We start from the raw sequence: 18,272 nt of genomic DNA, 5'->3' as shown, positions 1-18,272 counted from the left end.
ACGACGGAGAAGCAGTGCCTACGATTCAGCAGCTGGTCAGGAAGGGTCGCCACCCAAAGGTGACCAAGACCAAGACCCCGGCTCTCAAGTCGAGCCCCCAGCGTCGCGGAGTGTGCACCCGCGTGTACACGACCACGCCCAAGAAGCCGAACTCGGCACTGCGTAAGGTCGCACGCGTGCGCCTCTCGACTGGTATCGAGGTCACCGCGTACATCCCCGGAGAGGGACACAACCTCCAGGAGCACTCGATCGTGCTCGTACGCGGCGGTCGTGTGAAGGACCTCCCCGGTGTCCGCTACAAGATTGTGCGCGGCTCGCTTGACACCCAGGGTGTCAAGGACCGCAAGCAGGGTCGCAGCCTGTACGGCGCGAAGAAGGAGAAGAAGTAATGCCTCGCAAGGGACCGGCGCCTAAGCGCCCCATCATCAATGACCCGGTATACGGCGCACCTGTCGTCACCCAGCTGATCAACAAGATCCTGCTGGACGGCAAGAAGTCCGTCTCCGAGGCAATCGTCTACGGCGCGCTCGAAGGCGTGAAGGAAAAGTCCGGTCAGGACCCCGTCACGGTTCTCAAGCGTGCGCTTGAGAACATCCGCCCCGCGCTTGAGGTCAAGTCTCGCCGCGTTGGTGGAGCTACCTACCAGGTGCCCGTGGACGTTCGTCCCGTGCGTCAGACCACCCTCGCGCTGCGCTGGTTGGTCGACTTCTCTCGCCTGCGTCGTGAAAAGACCATGACCGAGCGTCTGATGAACGAGATCCTCGACGCCTCTAACGGCCTCGGCGGCGCAGTCAAGCGTCGCGAAGACATGCACAAGATGGCGGAGTCCAACAAGGCCTTCGCGCACTACCGCTGGTAAACAGAAAAGTTTAGGGAGAACCACTCGTGGCACAGGACGTGCTTACGGACCTTACAAAGGTCCGCAACATTGGCATCATGGCTCACATCGATGCAGGCAAGACCACTACCACCGAGCGCATCCTGTACTACACGGGCGTGAACTACAAGATCGGTGAAACCCACGACGGTGCGTCGACGACTGACTGGATGGAGCAGGAGCAGGAGCGCGGCATCACCATTACGTCCGCGGCCGTCACTTGCTTCTGGGACAACAACCAGATCAACATCATCGACACCCCCGGGCACGTTGACTTCACGGTCGAGGTGGAGCGTTCGCTCCGCGTCCTCGACGGTGCTGTCGCGGTGTTCGACGGCAAGGAGGGCGTTGAGCCCCAGTCCGAGACCGTGTGGCGTCAGGCCGACAAGTACAACGTTCCGCGTATCTGCTTCGTCAACAAGATGGACAAGCTGGGCGCTGACTTCTACTACACGGTGCAGACGATCATCGATCGACTGAAGGCCACCCCGCTTCCCCTGCAGATCCCCATCGGCGCTGAGAACGACTTCATCGGCGTTGTCGACCTGGTCGAGATGAACGCCAAGGTGTGGCGTGGCGAGACCGGCTTGGGCGAGGCGTACGAGACGGAAGAGATCCCCGAGGACCTCAAGGAGAAGGCTGCTGAGTACCGCAACCAGCTTCTCGAGGCCGTTGCCGAGACGGACGATGCGCTCATGGAGCGTTTCTTCGCCGGCGAGGAGATCACCGTTCCGGAGATCAAGGCTGCGATTCGCAAGCTGACGGTCGCCGGCGAGGCGTACCCGATCCTCTGCGGTTCGGCGTTCAAGAACAAGGGCGTCCAGCCCATGCTCGACGCAGTCATCGACTACCTCCCGAACCCGCTTGACGTGGGCGCGATCGAGGGCAAGGACGTCCGCGACGAAGAGAAGATCATCGAGCGTCACTCCGACGCCACGGAGCCCTTCTCTGCGCTGGCGTTCAAGGTTGTTTCCCACCCGTTCTTCGGCAAGCTCACGTATGTGCGCGTCTACTCGGGACACCTCGAGTCCGGCGCCGCCATTCTGAACGCCACCAAGGACAAGAAGGAGCGCATCGGAAAGCTTTTCCAGATGCACTCCAACAAGGAAATGCCCGTCGAGACCATCTCAGCCGGTCACATCTACGCCGTTATCGGCCTCAAGAACACGACGACAGGCGACACGCTTTGCGACCCCGCGCACCCGTTGGTGCTCGAGTCCATGACGTTCCCCGAGCCGGTCATCGACGTCGCCATTGAGCCGAAGACCAAGGCCGACCAGGAGAAGCTGTCGCTAGCAATCCAGAAGCTCGCTGAGGAAGACCCCACGTTCCGCGTCAAGCTGGACGAGGACACCGGTCAGACCGTCATCGGCGGAATGGGCGAGTTGCACCTGGACATCCTGGTTGACCGTATGCGTCGTGAGTTCAACGTCGACGCAAACGTCGGTAAGCCGCAGGTTGCCTACCGCGAGACCATCAAGGGCATCGCGGAGAAGGTCGACTACACCCACAAGAAGCAGACGGGTGGATCCGGCCAGTTCGCAAAGGTTCAGGTCAGGTTCGAGCCGCTCGAGTCGGAAGAGGGCGAGCTCTACGAATTCGTCAACGCCGTCACCGGTGGTCGCGTTCCCCGCGAGTACATTCCTTCGATCGACGCCGGAATCCAGTCGGCCATGGAGCTCGGTGTTCTTGCCGGTTACCCCATGGTTGGCGTGAAGGCGACGCTTCTCGATGGCGCGTATCACGACGTTGACTCGTCCGAAATGGCATTCAAGATTGCCGGATCCATGGTGTTTAAGGAAGGCGTCAAGCGCGCCAAGCCCGTCATCCTGGAGCCCGTCATGGCCGTCGAGGTCCGTACGCCCGAGGAGTACATGGGCGAGGTCATCGGCGACATCAACTCACGTCGTGGTCAGATCCGCCAGATGTTGGAGGCCACCGGCGTGAAGGTGATTGATGCCCTCGTGCCACTGTCAGAGATGTTCGGCTATGTTGGCGACTTGCGTTCAAAGACGCAGGGTCGCGCGGTGTACTCGATGAGCTTCGACAGCTACGCTGAGGTCCCCAAGGCAGTCGCCGAGGAGATCATTGCAAAGACCCGGGGCGAGTAGTCCCACCGGTTGAAGTCAGAATAACCAAACGACCAGTAGGGAAGCTGCACGCCCCGTGATAGCCAACGGCTAGCACTAGACGTTAAGATTCACTACCCGAGTCTCTAAAACTAATCAGGAGGAAGCCCAAATGGGTAAGGCCAAGTTCGAGCGGACCAAGCCGCACGTCAACATCGGAACCATCGGTCACGTCGACCACGGTAAGACGACGCTGACCGCCGCCATCTCGAAGGTCCTGCACGATAAGTACCCGGACCTCAACCCCTTCACGCCTTTCGACCAGATCGACAAGGCTCCTGAAGAGCGCGAGCGTGGTATCACGATCAACATCTCGCACATTGAGTACGAGACCGCGACGCGTCACTACGCACACGTCGATGCCCCCGGCCACGCCGACTACATCAAGAACATGATCACCGGTGCTGCGCAGATGGATGGCGCAATCCTGGTGGTTGCCGCGACTGACGGTCCTATGGCCCAGACGCGCGAGCACGTTCTTCTTGCCAAGCAGGTGGGTGTTCCCTACCTGCTCGTCGCCCTGAACAAGGCCGACATGGTTGATGACGAAGAAATCCTCGAGCTCGTCGAGTTCGAAGTTCGCGAGCTGCTTAGCTCGCAGGGCTTCGACGGAGACAACGCTCCCGTCATCCAGGTGTCCGCACTCAAGGCACTTGAGGGCGACGAGGCTTGGGCTCAGAAGGTCTCCGACCTGATGGACGCGGTGGACGAGTTCGTCCCCGTTCCCGAGCGCGACATGGACAAGCCGTTCCTCATGCCGATCGAGGACGTCTTCACGATCACTGGTCGTGGAACCGTCGTCACCGGCAAGATCGAGCGCGGCAAGCTCAAGATCAACTCCGAAGTCGACATCATCGGCATCAAGGACACCCAGAAGACCACGGTCACGGGTATCGAGATGTTCCACAAGCAGATGGACGAGGCGTGGGCCGGCGAGAACTGTGGCCTCCTACTCCGCGGCACCAAGCGCGAAGATGTTGAGCGCGGACAGGTTGTGGTTGCTCCTGGCAGCACGACCCCGCACACCAACTTCCAGGGCAAGGCGTACATCCTCGACAAGAGCGAGGGCGGCCGTCACAACCCGTTCTACACGAACTACCGCCCTCAGTTCTACATTCGTACGACTGACGTCACCGGCGTCATCACGCTGCCCGAGGGCACCGAGATGGTTATGCCTGGCGACACCACTGAGATGACCGTTGAGCTGATTCAGCCCATCGCCATCGAAGAGGGTCAGGGCTTTGCAATCCGTGAAGGTGGCCGTACCGTCGGCTCCGGCACGGTGACCAAGATCATCAAGTAGATCGCTTAATTGCGTTCCCCAGATGCGGGGTCCGGCCTTCGCCGGGCCCCGCATCTGCGCGCTAACTGAAAGACGCCACCCTTCGTGTGAGGGGAGTTCGGGGTCACGGTTGGTGTGTCAGGAGGTTTTCTGGCATAATATTCAGGTTGCCTATTGCAGGCAGCCATCACACTCACCAACGACTCGTCGAGAGATCGACAAACCGCGCGTGCGAAGCAAATGAGCGACACGCCCGAGCGCGGGGGTCGGTGGTGATGACCACAGTTTTACGAGAGAAAAGGCAGAACCACGACATGGCGGGACAAAAGATCCGCATTCGACTGAAGAGCTACGACCACGAGGTCATTGACTCTTCAGCTCGCAAGATCGTCGAGACGGTCACGCGCGCCGGTGCTTCAGTAGTGGGACCCGTCCCGCTGCCCACCGAAAAGAACGTGTTCTGTGTAATTCGTTCGCCCCACAAGTACAAGGACAGCCGCGAGCACTTCGAGATGCGCACTCACAAGCGCCTCATCGACATCGTGGACCCGACGCCCAAGGCAGTCGACTCGCTCATGCGTCTCGACCTTCCGGCCGACGTCAACATCGAGATCAAGCTCTAACGAGCGTTTAAGGACTTCACTCATCATGACTACGACTTCCAATGCCCAGCGCACTGTTACCGCGCTGCTAGGTACGAAGCTGGGCATGACGCAGGTGTGGGACGCCGAGGGACGAGTTATTCCCGTCACGGTTGTTCAGGTAGACACCAACGTTGTGACTCAGGTACGGAACGCAGAGAAGGACGGCTACAGCGCCGTCCAGCTCGCTTTCGGTGCCGTTGACCCTCGCCGCGTTACCGCGCCGCTGAAGGGCCACTTCGACAAGGCAGGCGTTACGCCTCGCCGTCACGTCGCCGAAGTTCGCACTGCGAACGCGGCTGATTACACGCTCGGCCAGGAAATTGCTGCCGACGTGTTCGAGGTCGGCCAACTGGTCGACGCAACCGGCACCAGCAAGGGAAAGGGAACCGCGGGCGTTATGAAGCGCCACGGATTCCACGGCGTAGGCGCCTCCCACGGTGCTCACAAGAACCACCGCAAGGCCGGATCGATCGGTGGCGCTTCCACGCCGTCGCGTGTGTTCCAGGGCATGAAGATGGCCGGACGCATGGGTAACGACCGCAAGACCGTGCAGAACCTGCAGGTCCAGGCGATCGACCTCGAGCGTGGCCTGGTGCTGCTCAAGGGTGCCGTTCCCGGCAACAAGGGCGGCGTCGTACTCATCCGCTCCGCAGTGAAGGGCGCGTAACTGACATGTCAAACACTCAAACTGTCGATGTTGTCGACGCGAAGGGCAAGAAGGCCGGCACCGCCGAGCTTCCCGCCGAGATCTTCGACGTCGTCACCAACATCCCGCTGATCCACCAGGTTGTCGTCGCCCAGCGCGCCGCAGCCCGTCAGGGTACGCACGCCACTAAGACACGCGCACAGGTGTCCGGTGGTGGCCGCAAGCCTCACAAGCAGAAGGGAACCGGTCGCGCTCGTCAGGGCTCGATCCGTGCACCTCAGTTTGCCGGCGGTGGAATTGTCCACGGCCCGCAGCCGCGTGACTACTCGCAGCGCACTCCTAAGAAGATGAAGGCCGCCGCCCTGCGCGGTGCCCTCTCTGACCGGGCCCGTGCCGACCGCGTGCACGTGATCAAGAGCATCGTCTCCGGCGACGCTCCCTCGACCAAGAACGCTATCGCCGCAATCGCTGCGGTGACGGCCGGACGCCGCGCACTCATCGTGCTCGAGCGGACTGACGAGCTCGCCTGGATATCGTTGCGCAACGCGCCCGATGCTCACGCAGTCTCGGTCGGTCAGCTCAACACGTATGACGTGCTGATCAACGATGACATCGTGTTCACGGCAGCCGCGCTCGAAGCGTTCCTCGCAGGCCCCGCCAAGGGAGCATCGGCTAAGGCCGTTGCGACCGAGTCCGAGGCAGCCGCTCTCGAAGCGGAGGAGACCAAGTGAGCACTCTGAACAAGAACCCACGCGACATCCTTATCCGACCCATCGTGTCGGAAAAGAGCTACTCGCTCATGGACATGGGTAAGTACACCTTTGAGGTGGACCCCCGTGCCAACAAGACCGAGATCAAGATTGCCGTAGAGAAGATCTTCGGCGTGAAGGTGTCGTCGGTGAACACTATTAACCGTAAGGGCAAGACGCGCCGCACGCGCTTCGGCCTTGGCAAGCGTAAAGATGTCAAGCGCGCAATCGTCACCGTTGGTGGCGGCGAGGCGCTCGACATCTTCTCCGGCCAGGTCGGCTAGGTAAGGACAGGAATCACTCATGGCTATTCGTAAGTACAAGCCGACAACTCCGGGCCGTCGTGGCTCGTCTGTTGCCGACTTCGTTGAGGTGACTCGTTCCGAGCCCGAGAAGTCGCTGGTCCGCCCCCTTCACAAGAAGGGTGGCCGTAACAACACCGGTCGCATCACCACCCGTCACCAGGGTGGTGGCCACAAGCGTGCCTACCGCGTGATCGACTTCCGTCGTCACGACAAGGACGGCGTGCCCGCGAAGGTTGCTCACATCGAGTACGACCCGAACCGGACCGCCCGCATCGCGTTGCTGCACTACGCAGACGGCGAGAAGCGCTACATCATTGCTCCCGACAAGCTCCGTCAGGGTGACGCGATTGAGGCCGGCGCAGCAGCCGACATCAAGCCGGGTAACAACCTGCCGTTGCGCAACATCCCCGTCGGTACCGTGATCCACGCCGTTGAGCTCAAGCCCGGTGGCGGCGCAAAGATGGCGCGCTCCGCTGGCGCCTCGGTGCAGCTCGTTGCTAAGGAAGGCGTGTACGCCCAGTTGCGTCTGCCCTCCGGCGAGATCCGCTACGTCGACGCGCGTTGCCGTGCGTCGATCGGCGAGGTCGGTAACTCCGAGCAGTCGAACATCAACTGGGGTAAGGCTGGCCGCATGCGTTGGAAGGGCAAGCGCCCTACCGTCCGTGGTGTCGTCATGAACCCGGTGGACCACCCGCACGGTGGTGGTGAGGGTAAGACGTCCGGTGGACGTCACCCCGTCAGCCCTTGGGGAAAGCCGGAAGGCCGCACCCGTCGCAAGGGCAAGGAGAGCGACAAGCTCATCGTCCGTCGCCGTCGTACTGGCAAGAACAAGCGTTAAGGAGCCTGACTAATGCCACGCAGTCTAAAGAAGGGCCCCTTCGTAGACGACCACCTGCAGAAAAAGGTGGACGCCCAGAACGAGGCCGGAACGAAGAATGTCATCAAGACCTGGTCACGCCGCAGCGTGATCACGCCCGATTTCCTGGGACACACCTTTGCAGTGCACGACGGTCGCAAGCACGTTCCTGTGTTTGTGACGGAGTCGATGGTGGGACACAAGCTCGGCGAGTTTGCACCCACCCGCACGTTTAGGGGCCACATCAAGGACGACCGCAAGGGCCGCCGCTAAGGCGCCCCAGCGAAGGTAAGAGGAGTTTAGAGATGGAAGCCAATGCGCAAACGCGATACGTTCGCGTCACCGCTCAAAAGGCTCGCCGCGTCGTGAACCTGGTTCGTGGCAAGAACGCAGTCGAGGCTGTTGCCTCGCTGAAGTTCCAGCCCCAGGCTGTGTCCGAGGACGTGCGCAAGCTCATCCAATCGGCCATTGCAAACGCACGTTTTGGGGCCGAAAAGGCCGGCGAGCGTTTCGACGAGAACGAGCTATACATTAAAGCAATCACCGTGGACGAGGGTCCGACCATGAAGCGCATCATGCCGCGTGCTCAGGGTCGTGCCAACCGCATCCTGAAGCGGACGAGTCACCTCAACGTAACCGTGGCCACCCGTCAGGGCGCCGTTAAGGAAGGGGCCAACTAATGGGTCAGAAGGTTAACCCACACGGCTACCGCCTGGGCATCACGACCGACCACCGTTCGCGCTGGTTCTCGGACTCGACCAAGAAGGGCGAGCGCTACAGCGACTACGTGGGCGAGGATGTCAAAATCCGCAAGCTCATGTCAGAAGGTCTCGAACGCGCTGGTGTTTCGAAGGTTGAAATCGAGCGCACCCGTGAGCGTGTACGTGTGGACCTCCACACTGCTCGCCCCGGCATCGTCATCGGCCGCCGCGGCGCCGAAGCCGACAAGCTCCGTTCCAACCTGGAGAAGCTCACCGGCAAGCAGGTGCAGCTCAACATCCTCGAAGTCAAGAATGCAGAGATCGACGCTCAGCTCGTCGCACAGGGCATCGCAGAACAGCTCGCTTCGCGAGTTTCGTTCCGCCGCGCCATGCGCAAGGGCATGCAGTCCGCTCTCCGCGCCGGAGCTAAGGGCATCCGTGTCCAGTGCTCGGGTCGTCTGGGTGGCGCTGAAATGTCGCGCTCGGAGTTCTACCGCGAGGGTCGTGTGCCCCTGCACACGCTCCGTGCGAACATCGACTACGGCTTCTTCAAGTCCAAGACCACGTTCGGCATCATCGGCGTCAAGGTCTGGATCTACAAGGGCGATATGACCGAGAAGGAATGGGCTGCCGAGCAGGCCAAGAACCCTCGTCCGCAGCAGCGCGGTCGCGGCGACCGAGGCGGAGACCGTGGTCCCCGCACCGGCGGCGACCGAGGCCCTCGTTCGAGCGCACCCCGCACTGAAGCCCCCAAGGCTGACGCGCCCGCAGCAGCAGAGGCTCCTAAGGCCGACGCTGGGAAGGAAGGCAAGTAATGCTGATCCCTCGTCGTGTTAAGCACCGCAAGCAGCACCACCCCGGTCGTTCGGGACACGCTACCGGCGGTACCGAAGTTTCGTTCGGTGACTATGGAATCCAGGCCATCGAGCCGGCTTACCTGACCAACCGTCAGATTGAAGCAGCTCGTATTGCCATGACTCGTCACATCAAGCGTGGCGGAAAGGTGTGGATTAACGTCTACCCCGACCGTCCCTTGACCAAGAAGCCTGCCGAGGTCCGCATGGGCTCCGGTAAGGGTTCGACCGAGTGGTGGATCGCCAACATCAAGCCGGGTCGCGTTCTCTTTGAGATCGCCGGCGTTGATGAATCTCTTGCTCGCGAGGCTCTCAGCCGCGCGCAGCACAAGCTGCCCATGAAGACCCGCTTTGTGACCCGTGAGGGTGGTGACATCTAATGGCTATCGGTACCAAGAACCTCGCTCCGAGCGAGCTGGACGCGATGGAGAACGAGCGTTTGCTCGAGGAGCTCAAGAAGTCGAAGGAAGAGCTGTTCAACCTGCGCTTCCAGTCGGCAACCGGGCAGCTCGAGAACCACGGACGCCTCAAGGCGGTCAAGCGTGATATCGCCCGTATTTACACGATTCTGCGCGAGCGCGAGCTCGGCATTCGGACCGCTCCCGCGGCGAAGTCCGAGTAAGGATAAGAGACTATGTCGACTGAGAAGCAAACGACAGAGACGGAAGACCAGCGCGCGTTCCGCAAGACGCGCCGTGGCTACGTCACGTCGGACAAGATGGAAAAGACGATCACCGTCGAAGTTGAGGAGCGCGTCAAGCACCCTCTCTACGGTAAGGTGCTTCGTCAGACCACCAAGCTAAAAGCGCACGATGAGGCCAACACGGCCGGCATCGGCGACCTCGTTGTGGTGATGGAGACCCGCCCGCTATCCGCTTCAAAGCGGTGGCGCCTGGTCGAGATCGTCGAAAAGGCCAAGTAACTACGTTCGACCAGGCTCGCTTTAACGAGCGAGAACCAGACGACAGGAGACAGACATGATTCAGCAGGAGTCGCGACTTCGCGTCGCTGACAACACCGGTGCTAAGGAAATCCTTTGCATCCGTGTTCTCGGTGGCTCTAAGCGCCGCTACGCAGGCATCGGTGACACCATCGTTGCTACCGTCAAGGACGCAATTCCGGGCGGAAACGTTAAGAAGGGCGATGTGGTCAAGGCCGTCATCGTGCGCACCACCAAGGAGCGCCGCCGTCCCGACGGTTCCTACATCAAGTTCGACGAGAACGCTGCCGTGATCCTTAAGGGAGCCGACAGCACCGATCCTCGTGGAACTCGCATCTTCGGCCCGGTGGGCCGCGAGCTGCGCGACAAGAAGTTCATGAAGATCATTTCTCTGGCACCGGAGGTCATCTAATGGCGAAGATTAAGAAGGGCGACCTCGTTGTCGTCATCGCCGGCCGTGACCGCGGTCAGCAGGGCCGTGTGCTCGAGGTCAACACCGACACCGACCGCGTGATCGTGGAGGGTGTGCAGCGCGTTACTAAGCACATCAAGCCCGGCACGCGTCGTGACAACCAGGAGGGTGGCATCGTCTCAGTCGAGGCGCCGCTGCACATCTCGAACGTCATGCTCGTTGACCCCGAGACCAAGAAGGGAACCCGCGTGGGTTACCGTTCCGAAGAAGTCGAACGTGATGGCCGCAAGCGCACCCAGCGTGTGCGTGTTGCCAAGCGTTCCGGTAAGGACGTCTAATGGCTACCGAAACAACGATGCCGCGTCTCAAGGTCAAGTACCGCGAGAACATTGTGTCGACGCTCCAGGAGGAGTTCGCACACGCCAACGTCAACCAGGTTGCAGGCCTCACCAAGGTCGTCGTCAACATGGGTGTTGGCGACGCAGCCAAGGACTCCAAGCTGATCGTCGGAGCCATCGCGGACCTCACGGCCATCACCGGCCAGAAGCCGCAGGTCACGAAGGCACGCAAGTCGATCGCACAGTTCAAGCTGCGCGAGGGCCAGGAGATCGGCGCTCACGTGACGCTGCGAGGCGACCGCATGTGGGAGTTCCTCGACCGCCTGCTGTCAACCGCACTTCCCCGTATCCGCGACTTCCGGGGGCTTAGCCCCAAGCAGTTCGACGGCCAGGGCAACTACACGTTCGGTCTTACGGAGCAGTCGATGTTCCACGAGATCGACCAGGACAAGATCGACCGCGTGCGGGGCATGGACATTACCATCGTCACGACCGCGTCGACCGACGCCGAGGGCCGCTCGCTGCTGAAGCAGCTGGGCTTCCCCTTCAAGGAGAAGTAGACATGGCCAAGACTGCGCTGAAGAACAAGGCCGCGGGCAAGCAGAAGTTTGCCGTTCGCGCCTACACCCGATGCCAGAAGTGCGGACGTCCGCACTCCGTTTACCGTAAGTTCGGCCTCTGCCGCATTTGCTTCCGCGAGATGGCTCACGCAGGTGAGCTTCCCGGAATCACCAAGAGCAGCTGGTAACTACTACGCCGCAGGTCCGCTGGCGCGGAAACCACGACGAGGAAGAGTAAATCACTCATGACAATGACTGACCCCATCGCAGACATGCTGACGCGTCTGCGCAATGCAAACTCGGCTTACCACCAGACAGTGTCGATGCCGCACTCCAAGCTCAAGGCGAACATCGCCACGATGCTTGAATCAGAGGGCTACATCGCCGGTTCTACGGTTGCCGATGCGGAGGTGGGCAAGACGCTCACGCTCACGCTGAAGTACGGCCCCAACCGCGAGCGTTCGCTTGCTGGTCTCCGCCGTGTTTCGAAGCCCGGTCTGCGTGTATACGCAAAGTCGACGAACCTGCCTAAGGTTCTCGGCGGACTCGGCGTAGTCATCCTGTCCACCTCCTCCGGTCTGCTCACAGACCGTCAGGCTGAAAAGAAGGGCGTTGGCGGCGAAGTCGTCGCGTTCGTCTGGTAACCAGAAAGGTATTTAGCTATGTCACGCATTGGCAAAATCGCCGTTCCGGTTCCCTCCGGAGTGGACATCAACATCGACGGCTCAGCCGTGACGGTCAAGGGCCCAAAGGGCACCCTGAACCTGAACGTCAAGCAGCCCATCACGGTCGAGAAGGGCGAGGACGGCATCGCCGTTAAGCGCCCCAACGACGAGCGCATCTCTAAGTCGCTTCACGGTCTTACCCGCACGCTGATCGCCAACATGGTGACCGGAGTGACGCAGGGCTACGAGAAGAAGCTTGAGATTGTCGGTACCGGTTACCGCGTCGTTCTCAAGGGCACGGACCTAGAGTTCGCGCTCGGCTTCTCGCACCCGGTCATCGTGCCGGCACCCGAAGGCATCACCTTTGCGGTCGAGGCCCCCACCAAGTTCTCGGTGGCAGGCATTGACAAGCAGCAGGTGGGCGAGGTCGCCGCCAACATTCGCAAGATTCGCAAGCCTGAGCCTTACAAGGGCAAGGGTGTCCGCTACGCCGGCGAGCAGGTTCGCCGCAAGGCCGGAAAGACGGGTAAGTAAGCCATGGGTATTGCAATCAAGGGCAAGGGCAAGTCGGTTCAGCGTAAGCGCCGCCACTTCCGCCTTCGCAAGAAGATTTCCGGCACGACCGCGCGTCCCCGCCTCGTGGTGACGCGCTCCTCGCGCCACATGGTCGCCCAGATTGTCGACGACACCGTCGGCAAGACCCTGGTGTCCGCATCGACCCTCGAGGCCGATGTTCGTACGCTGGACGGCGACAAGACCGCTAAGGCTTCCAAGGTTGGTCAGCTTGTTGCTGATCGTGCCAAGGCTGCCGGCATCGACACTGTTGTGTTCGACCGTGGCGGAAACCAGTACCACGGCCGCGTTGCCGCGGTTGCAGACGGCGCCCGAGAGGGTGGCCTGGCTCTGTAGCCGGGACCACAACATTTAAGGAAATTTGATGGCTGAACAAAACAGCGGTCGCCGCGACAACAACCGTCGCGGCAATGAGCCGGAAAACAAGTTCATCGAGCGCGTCGTCACCATTAACCGCGTCTCCAAGGTCGTAAAGGGTGGTCGTCGCTTCAGCTTCACCGCTCTGGTGGTCGTTGGAGATGGCGAAGGTAACGTCGGCGTCGGTTACGGCAAGGCCAAGGAAGTGCCCGCCGCAATCTCGAAGGGTGTCGAAGAGGCGAAGCGCGCGTTTTTCCGCGTGCCTCGTATCCAGGGCACCATCCCTCACATCGTGCAGGGTGAGGCCGCCGCTGGCGTGGTCTTCCTCCGTCCGGCGTCTCCGGGTACCGGTGTAATCGCGGGTGGACCCGTGCGCGCCGTACTCGAGTGCGCAGGCATTCACGATGTGCTGTCCAAGTCTCTCGGTTCCTCGAACGCGATCAACATCGTCCACGCAACTGTGGACGCGTTGAAGCGCCTCGAGCGCCCCGAGGCCGTTGCCGCACGTCGCGGCAAGACGGTTGAAGAAGTAGCGCCTGCAGCCATGCTGCGTGCGCAGGCGGCGGGGTCGAAATAATGACTACTCTCAAGGTCACTCAGAAGAGGTCGGGCATCGGCACCAAGCCGCAGCACCGTGAAACTCTTCGCTCGCTGGGCCTTAAGCGCATCGGCGACACTGTCGTAAAGGAAGACCGTCCGGAAATTCGCGGCATGGTCGTAGCGGTGCGCCACTTGGTCACCGTGGAGGAGGTTGACTAATGGCTGACGAGAAGAAGCCCGCCGACAAGGCTGAGGCGACGAAGAAGCCTGCGGCTAAGACCGCTGCTGCTAAGAAGCCTGCGGCTTCGAAGGCTGCAGCTGACAAGCCCGCTGCCAAGAAGGCGCCTGCAAAGGCCGCTGCCAAGACTGAGGCTAAGAAGCCGGCTGCCAAGAAGGCTGCCGCCGACAAGCCCGCTGCGGAGAAGAAGGCACCTGCAAAGGCTGCCGCTTCGAAGGCTGCGGACAAGCCCGCTGCGGAGAAGAAGGCACCTGCAAAGGCTGCCGCTTCGAAGACCGCGGACAAGCCCGCTGCTAAGAAGGCTGCCGACGCTAAGGCCGAGGACGCTGCAGAGAAGGTCTCCACGCTGAAGATGCACCACCTGCGTCCCGCAGCTGGTTCACACAAGCGCAAGATCCGCGTTGGTCGCGGTGAGGGCGGTAAGCGCGGTAAGACCGCTGGTCGCGGTACCAAGGGAACCGGTGCTCGTTACCAGGTCCCCGAGCGCTTTGAGGGCGGTCAGACGCCCATCCACATGCGTATCCCGAAGCTGCGAGGCTTCCGGAGCCCGTTCAAGATCTATTACCAGGTCGTGAACGTGTCGCAGATCGAGGAGCTGTTCCCCAAGGGTGGCAAGATCACCAAGGCGGACCTCGTCGAAGCAGGCGCAGTGCGTAAGAACCAGCCCGTCAAGGTGCTGGGCGAAGGCCAGATCTCCGTCAAGGTGAACATCGTCGACGCAGAAAAGGTTTCGCAGTCCGCGAAGACCAAGATCGAAGCCGCTGGCGGCTCGGTCAACGAGGGCTAGAGTCGAGGCTGGGCCCGCTCCACGTGAGCGGGCCCGCTTCGGCTTTCTTCGTATTCCCTAGCCCGATATTGTGGAGGATTCATGCTAAGTGGCTTCTTGAGTGCCTTCCGCACTCCAGACTTGCGGAAGAAGATTCTCTTCACGCTGGGCATTATTGCTGTCTACCGGCTGGGTGTGGCTATTCCCACCCCCGGTGTTGACTACGGAAACGTGCAAGAGTGCATCAACTCGACTGCATCTAACAGCGCGTTCGCGATCCTGAACCTGTTCTCGGGCGGCGCGCTCCTACAACTTTCGATCTTCGCGCTCGGCATCATGCCGTACATCACCGCGTCGATCATCGTGCAGCTTCTGCGCGTGCTGATCCCTCACTTCGACTCGCTTCACCGCGAGGGCGCTGAGGGTCAGGCCAAGCTGACGCAGTACACGCGTTACATCACGGTCGGATTTGCAGCGTTGCAGTCCGCCTCGTACGTGACGCTGGCCAGAAACGACGTGTTCTTCCCTGGCTGCGCCCTGCCGATTATCCCGAATGACTCGTGGCAGATCATCGCGATGATGGTGCTGACCATGACCGCCGGAACTGTGTTTGTGATGTGGCTCGGCGAACGCATCACCGAGCGTGGCGTTGGTAACGGAATGTCGCTGCTGATCTTCACCTCGATCGCAGCCTCCTTCCCCGGCACCGTCAGTGCCATCTGGAACTCCTCCAACGGCGTGAGCAACATGGTCATCGTGGCGATCATGGTGGCTGTGGTGATCTCCGTGGTGGTGTTCGTGGAACAGTCCCAGCGACGCATCCCGGTCCAGTACGCGAAGCGTATGGTCGGCCGAAAGATGCTGGGTGGATCCTCCACGTACATCCCGTTGAAGATCAACATGGCGGGTGTGATCCCGGTGATCTTCGCTACGTCGCTGTTGACGCTTCCCACTGTGATCATTCAGTTCTCGGGCGACGACCCCTCGAACTGGGTCATTTGGTTGCGCGATAACCTCGCAGCCCCAGGAACGCCGCTCAACATCGCGTTCTACACGTTGCTGATCGTCTTCTTCGCGTACTTCTACACGGCCATCACGTTCAATCCGGACGAGGTTGCGGACAACATGAAGAAGTACGGTGGTTTCGTGCCAGGGATCCGTCCCGGCAAGCCGACCGCCAACTTCCTGAGCTACGTGCTTTCGCGCATCACCAGCGCCGGCGCGCTCTACCTCGCGATCATTGCGTTGATCCCGACCATCATGTTTGTCACGATGGGCCTCAACACCAATATTCCGTTTGGTGGGGCCTCGATCCTCATTCTGGTCGGCGTCGGACTGGACACGGTCAAGCGCATCCAGTCCCAGCTCGAGCAACGTCACTACGAAGGGTTCTTGAAGTAATGAGAGCAGTCCTACTCGGTCCCCCCGGAGCAGGCAAAGGAACGCAGGCCGCTCGGTTGGCTGAGCGTTTCGGTATTCCCGCGATTTCGACCGGAGATATCTTCCGCGCGAATGTCAAGGGCGGCACCGAACTCGGGCGCGCAGCGCAGGAGTACATGTCGGCCGGAGCTTTGGTCCCCGACGAGGTGACGAACGCAATGGTTCGCGATCGGCTCGCTCAGGACGACGCGCGCAAGGGCTTCCTTCTCGACGGTTATCCCCGTAACCCGGACCAGGGCGTAGAGCTCGACACGATGCTCAGCGACTTAGGCGTCAGGCTCGACGCGGCGATCGAGATCACCGCGGATATCGACGAGGTGACGAAGCGACTGTTGAAGCGCGCTCAGATCGAAGGACGTGAGGACGACACCGAGCCGGTGATTCGCAAGCGACTCGAGATCTACGCGACATCCACCGCCCCGTTGACCGCGTACTTCGAGGGACGCGGCCTGTTAGTACAGGTTGACGGCATGGGCGACGTCGACGACGTCACCGCGCGCTTGATCGCCGCAGTCGACAGCGAGTAGCTTCTCAGCGTGAGCGACCGGATCGAGTACAAGACGCCGGCTCAGATGCGCGTGATGGCGCGCGCGGGCCTCGTGGTCGAGAGCGCGTTGGCGGCCGCGAAACAGGCGGCAGTAGTAGGCGCGTCCACCTTCGATATTGACGCCGCAGCCGCAATGGCCATCGCCGATGGTGGCGCTACTTCCAATTTCCTGGGCTATCACGGCTTCCCAGCATCGTGCTGCGTCTCGGTGAACGACGAAGTTGTCCACGGGATACCGGGGACGCGCGTCATCGAGGACGGCGACGTGGTGTCGATCGACTGCGGCGCGATCATTGACGGTTGGCACGGCGATAGCGCCGTCTCGTTTATCGTGGGAACTCCCAAGTCAGAGCGCGACGTGTCGCTCGTCGAGCAGACGCGCCGTTCCCTTTTTGCCGGAATCGCCGCCCTCGCAACCGCTTCGCGGCTGGGCGAAGTCTCCGCCGCGGTAGAGGACGTGGCCGAGGCCGCGGGTCTCTTCCCCCTCGAGGGGTACGTCGGCCATGGCATCGGGACCGCGATGCATCAGGCCCCCGACGTCATGAATTACCGGACGCGCTCTCGCGGCGCCAAGGTAAAGCCCGGGATGTGCATCGCGATAGAGCCGATGCTGGTCGTCGGCACCGGGGACTCAAACACGCTCGCAGACAACTGGACCGTGATCTCTGCCGACGGCACTCGCGCGGCACACTGGGAACACTCCATTGCGGTTCATGAGGACGGCATCTGGGTCCTCACTGCGACTGACGGCGGCGCGGCCGGTCTCGCGGAGTTCGGCGTAGTACCCACACCCCTGCCGTAGTCCTGGAAGTAAACTCAACAGTCGCTTTGGCTAGCCTCTGAGCAAGAGACTATACGTGGGTGGTTCCGCACAAAAAATCCCTGGTTGAAGTCTAGAAGTCAACTCGCTGGCCTGCTAATGTTTGTAGGGTTGCGACTGTGTTCGCGCGACATCTATTCCTAAAAAATCATCAACCACTCCAATGAGGGACGTCTCAAATGAAGATTTACCGTATCCCGGCTGCCGCTGCCGCGATTGCACTTGGCTTGTCGGCATCCGTCGCGATCGCGTTCCCGGCCGCGGCCGCTGACAATTACGTGGTGGACGGTGACATCAGCACCGAGGGCGACAGCTACCCCAGTTACCCCGACGCTACCTGGTTCACCGGGAACCCGCAGCCCGCCGTCGCGCCTGCATTCACGGAGGATGGCTTAGTGCTGACCGGCCAGACTCAGCTCCTCTACGGGGATGCGGCTGAGCCCATCACGGGTGATGACTTTATTGCGCTGGTTGCCGGCGCAGCCGTGGTTGCTGACGGGACCTGGAACTTCCAGATTCCCGTCTTTTTCGATGGTGAGACTCCTGACTACTTCACTACGTTCCGCCCGACGGCGCCCAACACGATCGGCGACGAGTGGATCACTAGCCAAGATCTGCCGGACTTCGACGCGGGATCCACTATGACCACGGATGAAATTGCCTACCTGATCGACGACGCTATTGAGTTTGGGTTGACTCCCGTGGTGCTCGCGCACGGTGTATTCGTGGATGAAGGGTCAACCGCGACAGTAAAGTCCATCACTTGGGCTGGCAACACCAGCTTTTTCACACCCGAGTCCGAGACCCCCGTGGCGACGCCCTCTCCTGAGGCCCCCGTGGTGACGCCACCTGCATCTGGAACCCCTGCCCCCCCCGCGTCTGCGGTCGAGGGCGAGGCGACGTTCACCGGCTAGTCGAAATAGTTTCATGCGCCGGGGGCGCCCGTTCCGTCGACGACGGGCGGGCGCCCTCGCCATGTGAGAATGTCAAGGTATCGCGTCGAGCCGTGAGGGCACTCCAACAACAAAGGACT

At 61.2% G+C, this 18,272-nt stretch carries 28 protein-coding genes and 1 pseudogene; all 29 read left to right on the top strand.

Going from position 1 to position 18,272, the window contains the following annotated elements; genetic code table 11:
* Nucleotides 1-14 precede the first annotated feature (14 nt).
* The 29 genes and pseudogenes from rpsL to ACQU6B_RS11560 all read left to right on the top strand — a co-directional run bounded on the left by rpsL (nucleotide 15) and on the right by ACQU6B_RS11560 (nucleotide 18,153).
* The gene (gene rpsL, locus ACQU6B_RS11700) at nucleotides 15-389 is read left to right on the top strand and encodes a 30S ribosomal protein S12 (RefSeq protein WP_430867722.1); all 375 of its coding nucleotides are present in this window, start codon (nucleotides 15-17) and stop codon (nucleotides 387-389) included.
* Nucleotides 389-859, top strand: coding sequence for a 30S ribosomal protein S7 (gene rpsG / locus ACQU6B_RS11695; protein WP_430867721.1), 471 nt, complete (start codon nucleotides 389-391; stop codon nucleotides 857-859). The genes rpsL and rpsG overlap by 1 nt, the downstream gene beginning before the upstream one ends.
* A gap of 26 nt (nucleotides 860-885) precedes the next feature.
* Nucleotides 886-2,988 (top strand): elongation factor G, encoded by a 2,103-nt coding sequence (gene fusA / locus ACQU6B_RS11690; RefSeq protein ID WP_430867720.1) that lies wholly within the window; start codon nucleotides 886-888, stop codon nucleotides 2,986-2,988.
* Nucleotides 2,989-3,118: 130 nt separating this feature from the next.
* A complete protein-coding gene (gene tuf / locus ACQU6B_RS11685) occupies nucleotides 3,119-4,309 on the top strand; it encodes an elongation factor Tu (protein WP_430867719.1) in 1,191 nt (396 codons plus the stop codon).
* 293 nt (nucleotides 4,310-4,602) lie between these two features.
* On the top strand, nucleotides 4,603-4,911 hold the full coding sequence (rpsJ, locus tag ACQU6B_RS11680) for a 30S ribosomal protein S10 (protein ID WP_042213186.1): 309 nt from the start codon (nucleotides 4,603-4,605) through the stop codon (nucleotides 4,909-4,911).
* Between the two features lie 25 nt (nucleotides 4,912-4,936).
* Entirely contained in the window at nucleotides 4,937-5,599 is a 663-nt protein-coding gene (gene rplC, locus ACQU6B_RS11675) for a 50S ribosomal protein L3 (RefSeq protein WP_430867718.1), read from the top strand.
* Nucleotides 5,600-5,604: 5 nt separating this feature from the next.
* Entirely contained in the window at nucleotides 5,605-6,309 is a 705-nt protein-coding gene (gene rplD / locus ACQU6B_RS11670; RefSeq protein ID WP_430867717.1) for a 50S ribosomal protein L4, read from the top strand.
* A complete protein-coding gene (rplW, locus tag ACQU6B_RS11665; protein WP_430867716.1) occupies nucleotides 6,306-6,611 on the top strand; it encodes a 50S ribosomal protein L23 in 306 nt (101 codons plus the stop codon). Before rplD ends, rplW begins: the two co-directional genes overlap by 4 nt.
* Nucleotides 6,612-6,630: 19 nt before the next feature.
* Nucleotides 6,631-7,470 (top strand): 50S ribosomal protein L2, encoded by an 840-nt coding sequence (rplB, locus tag ACQU6B_RS11660; protein WP_430867715.1) that lies wholly within the window; start codon nucleotides 6,631-6,633, stop codon nucleotides 7,468-7,470.
* Between the two features lie 12 nt (nucleotides 7,471-7,482).
* Nucleotides 7,483-7,761 (top strand): 30S ribosomal protein S19, encoded by a 279-nt coding sequence (gene rpsS / locus ACQU6B_RS11655; protein WP_430867714.1) that lies wholly within the window; start codon nucleotides 7,483-7,485, stop codon nucleotides 7,759-7,761.
* A gap of 32 nt (nucleotides 7,762-7,793) precedes the next feature.
* Nucleotides 7,794-8,168, top strand: a complete 375-nt coding sequence (rplV, locus tag ACQU6B_RS11650) for a 50S ribosomal protein L22 (RefSeq protein WP_430867713.1) — start codon at nucleotides 7,794-7,796, stop codon at nucleotides 8,166-8,168.
* Nucleotides 8,168-9,004, top strand: coding sequence for a 30S ribosomal protein S3 (rpsC, locus tag ACQU6B_RS11645; protein ID WP_430867712.1), 837 nt, complete (start codon nucleotides 8,168-8,170; stop codon nucleotides 9,002-9,004). The genes rplV and rpsC overlap by 1 nt, the downstream gene beginning before the upstream one ends.
* A complete protein-coding gene (gene rplP, locus ACQU6B_RS11640) occupies nucleotides 9,004-9,423 on the top strand; it encodes a 50S ribosomal protein L16 (protein WP_430867711.1) in 420 nt (139 codons plus the stop codon). The genes rpsC and rplP overlap by 1 nt, the downstream gene beginning before the upstream one ends.
* Nucleotides 9,423-9,650 (top strand): annotated as a pseudogene (gene rpmC, locus ACQU6B_RS11635) (50S ribosomal protein L29); the annotation flags it as partial. The gene rplP and the pseudogene rpmC, both read left to right, overlap by 1 nt.
* A gap of 27 nt (nucleotides 9,651-9,677) precedes the next feature.
* Entirely contained in the window at nucleotides 9,678-9,965 is a 288-nt protein-coding gene (gene rpsQ, locus ACQU6B_RS11630) for a 30S ribosomal protein S17 (protein WP_430867710.1), read from the top strand.
* Between the two features lie 55 nt (nucleotides 9,966-10,020).
* Nucleotides 10,021-10,395, top strand: coding sequence for a 50S ribosomal protein L14 (rplN, locus tag ACQU6B_RS11625; RefSeq protein ID WP_430867709.1), 375 nt, complete (start codon nucleotides 10,021-10,023; stop codon nucleotides 10,393-10,395).
* Complete coding sequence (rplX, locus tag ACQU6B_RS11620; protein ID WP_430867708.1) at nucleotides 10,395-10,733, top strand: 50S ribosomal protein L24; 339 nt, start codon at nucleotides 10,395-10,397, stop codon at nucleotides 10,731-10,733. The genes rplN and rplX overlap by 1 nt, the downstream gene beginning before the upstream one ends.
* Nucleotides 10,733-11,293 carry a 50S ribosomal protein L5 gene (gene rplE, locus ACQU6B_RS11615; RefSeq protein WP_430867707.1) on the top strand — a complete coding sequence of 187 codons (561 nt, stop codon included), beginning with the start codon at nucleotides 10,733-10,735 and terminating at the stop codon, nucleotides 11,291-11,293. Before rplX ends, rplE begins: the two co-directional genes overlap by 1 nt.
* Nucleotides 11,294-11,295: 2 nt before the next feature.
* On the top strand, nucleotides 11,296-11,481 hold the full coding sequence (locus ACQU6B_RS11610; protein WP_061963574.1) for a type Z 30S ribosomal protein S14: 186 nt from the start codon (nucleotides 11,296-11,298) through the stop codon (nucleotides 11,479-11,481).
* 57 nt (nucleotides 11,482-11,538) lie between these two features.
* Nucleotides 11,539-11,937 carry a 30S ribosomal protein S8 gene (gene rpsH, locus ACQU6B_RS11605; RefSeq protein WP_430867706.1) on the top strand — a complete coding sequence of 133 codons (399 nt, stop codon included), beginning with the start codon at nucleotides 11,539-11,541 and terminating at the stop codon, nucleotides 11,935-11,937.
* A gap of 18 nt (nucleotides 11,938-11,955) precedes the next feature.
* Complete coding sequence (gene rplF / locus ACQU6B_RS11600; RefSeq protein ID WP_430867705.1) at nucleotides 11,956-12,492, top strand: 50S ribosomal protein L6; 537 nt, start codon at nucleotides 11,956-11,958, stop codon at nucleotides 12,490-12,492.
* 3 nt (nucleotides 12,493-12,495) lie between these two features.
* Entirely contained in the window at nucleotides 12,496-12,867 is a 372-nt protein-coding gene (rplR, locus tag ACQU6B_RS11595) for a 50S ribosomal protein L18 (RefSeq protein ID WP_430867704.1), read from the top strand.
* Between the two features lie 28 nt (nucleotides 12,868-12,895).
* Nucleotides 12,896-13,465 carry a 30S ribosomal protein S5 gene (gene rpsE / locus ACQU6B_RS11590; RefSeq protein ID WP_430867703.1) on the top strand — a complete coding sequence of 190 codons (570 nt, stop codon included), beginning with the start codon at nucleotides 12,896-12,898 and terminating at the stop codon, nucleotides 13,463-13,465.
* Entirely contained in the window at nucleotides 13,465-13,647 is a 183-nt protein-coding gene (rpmD, locus tag ACQU6B_RS11585) for a 50S ribosomal protein L30 (protein WP_430867702.1), read from the top strand. Before rpsE ends, rpmD begins: the two co-directional genes overlap by 1 nt.
* Nucleotides 13,647-14,453, top strand: coding sequence for a 50S ribosomal protein L15 (gene rplO / locus ACQU6B_RS11580; RefSeq protein ID WP_430867701.1), 807 nt, complete (start codon nucleotides 13,647-13,649; stop codon nucleotides 14,451-14,453). Before rpmD ends, rplO begins: the two co-directional genes overlap by 1 nt.
* An 81-nt stretch (nucleotides 14,454-14,534) precedes the next feature.
* Nucleotides 14,535-15,833: a preprotein translocase subunit SecY gene (gene secY / locus ACQU6B_RS11575; protein ID WP_430867700.1), complete on the top strand. Its 1,299-nt coding sequence runs from the start codon at nucleotides 14,535-14,537 to the stop codon at nucleotides 15,831-15,833.
* Nucleotides 15,833-16,399: an adenylate kinase gene (locus ACQU6B_RS11570; protein WP_430867699.1), complete on the top strand. Its 567-nt coding sequence runs from the start codon at nucleotides 15,833-15,835 to the stop codon at nucleotides 16,397-16,399. Before secY ends, ACQU6B_RS11570 begins: the two co-directional genes overlap by 1 nt.
* A 45-nt stretch (nucleotides 16,400-16,444) precedes the next feature.
* Nucleotides 16,445-17,221 (top strand): type I methionyl aminopeptidase, encoded by a 777-nt coding sequence (gene map / locus ACQU6B_RS11565; RefSeq protein WP_430869246.1) that lies wholly within the window; start codon nucleotides 16,445-16,447, stop codon nucleotides 17,219-17,221.
* Between the two features lie 197 nt (nucleotides 17,222-17,418).
* Nucleotides 17,419-18,153, top strand: coding sequence for a hypothetical protein (locus ACQU6B_RS11560; RefSeq protein ID WP_430867698.1), 735 nt, complete (start codon nucleotides 17,419-17,421; stop codon nucleotides 18,151-18,153).
* The last annotated feature ends 119 nt before the right edge of the window (nucleotides 18,154-18,272 follow it).

This window comes from Demequina aurantiaca, from assembly GCF_050598105.1.
GTDB classification, from domain to species: domain Bacteria; phylum Actinomycetota; class Actinomycetes; order Actinomycetales; family Demequinaceae; genus Demequina; species Demequina aurantiaca_A.
This window is presented reverse-complemented; position numbering and strand designations above follow the sequence as displayed.

Coding starts and splice junctions, on each gene's coding strand:
- rpsG (WP_430867721.1), top strand. CDS start 389: ATGCCTCGCAAGGGACCGGCGCCTAAGCGCCCCATCATCAATGACCCG.
- tuf (WP_430867719.1), top strand. CDS start 3,119: ATGGGTAAGGCCAAGTTCGAGCGGACCAAGCCGCACGTCAACATCGGA.
- rpsJ (WP_042213186.1), top strand. CDS start 4,603: ATGGCGGGACAAAAGATCCGCATTCGACTGAAGAGCTACGACCACGAG.
- rplC (WP_430867718.1), top strand. CDS start 4,937: ATGACTACGACTTCCAATGCCCAGCGCACTGTTACCGCGCTGCTAGGT.
- rplD (WP_430867717.1), top strand. CDS start 5,605: ATGTCAAACACTCAAACTGTCGATGTTGTCGACGCGAAGGGCAAGAAG.
- rplB (WP_430867715.1), top strand. CDS start 6,631: ATGGCTATTCGTAAGTACAAGCCGACAACTCCGGGCCGTCGTGGCTCG.
- rpsS (WP_430867714.1), top strand. CDS start 7,483: ATGCCACGCAGTCTAAAGAAGGGCCCCTTCGTAGACGACCACCTGCAG.
- rplV (WP_430867713.1), top strand. CDS start 7,794: ATGGAAGCCAATGCGCAAACGCGATACGTTCGCGTCACCGCTCAAAAG.
- rpsC (WP_430867712.1), top strand. CDS start 8,168: ATGGGTCAGAAGGTTAACCCACACGGCTACCGCCTGGGCATCACGACC.
- rplP (WP_430867711.1), top strand. CDS start 9,004: ATGCTGATCCCTCGTCGTGTTAAGCACCGCAAGCAGCACCACCCCGGT.
- rpsQ (WP_430867710.1), top strand. CDS start 9,678: ATGTCGACTGAGAAGCAAACGACAGAGACGGAAGACCAGCGCGCGTTC.
- rplN (WP_430867709.1), top strand. CDS start 10,021: ATGATTCAGCAGGAGTCGCGACTTCGCGTCGCTGACAACACCGGTGCT.
- rplX (WP_430867708.1), top strand. CDS start 10,395: ATGGCGAAGATTAAGAAGGGCGACCTCGTTGTCGTCATCGCCGGCCGT.
- rplE (WP_430867707.1), top strand. CDS start 10,733: ATGGCTACCGAAACAACGATGCCGCGTCTCAAGGTCAAGTACCGCGAG.
- ACQU6B_RS11610 (WP_061963574.1), top strand. CDS start 11,296: ATGGCCAAGACTGCGCTGAAGAACAAGGCCGCGGGCAAGCAGAAGTTT.
- rpsH (WP_430867706.1), top strand. CDS start 11,539: ATGACAATGACTGACCCCATCGCAGACATGCTGACGCGTCTGCGCAAT.
- rplF (WP_430867705.1), top strand. CDS start 11,956: ATGTCACGCATTGGCAAAATCGCCGTTCCGGTTCCCTCCGGAGTGGAC.
- rplR (WP_430867704.1), top strand. CDS start 12,496: ATGGGTATTGCAATCAAGGGCAAGGGCAAGTCGGTTCAGCGTAAGCGC.
- rpsE (WP_430867703.1), top strand. CDS start 12,896: ATGGCTGAACAAAACAGCGGTCGCCGCGACAACAACCGTCGCGGCAAT.
- rpmD (WP_430867702.1), top strand. CDS start 13,465: ATGACTACTCTCAAGGTCACTCAGAAGAGGTCGGGCATCGGCACCAAG.
- rplO (WP_430867701.1), top strand. CDS start 13,647: ATGGCTGACGAGAAGAAGCCCGCCGACAAGGCTGAGGCGACGAAGAAG.
- secY (WP_430867700.1), top strand. CDS start 14,535: ATGCTAAGTGGCTTCTTGAGTGCCTTCCGCACTCCAGACTTGCGGAAG.
- ACQU6B_RS11570 (WP_430867699.1), top strand. CDS start 15,833: ATGAGAGCAGTCCTACTCGGTCCCCCCGGAGCAGGCAAAGGAACGCAG.
- map (WP_430869246.1), top strand. CDS start 16,445: ATGCGCGTGATGGCGCGCGCGGGCCTCGTGGTCGAGAGCGCGTTGGCG.
- ACQU6B_RS11560 (WP_430867698.1), top strand. CDS start 17,419: ATGAAGATTTACCGTATCCCGGCTGCCGCTGCCGCGATTGCACTTGGC.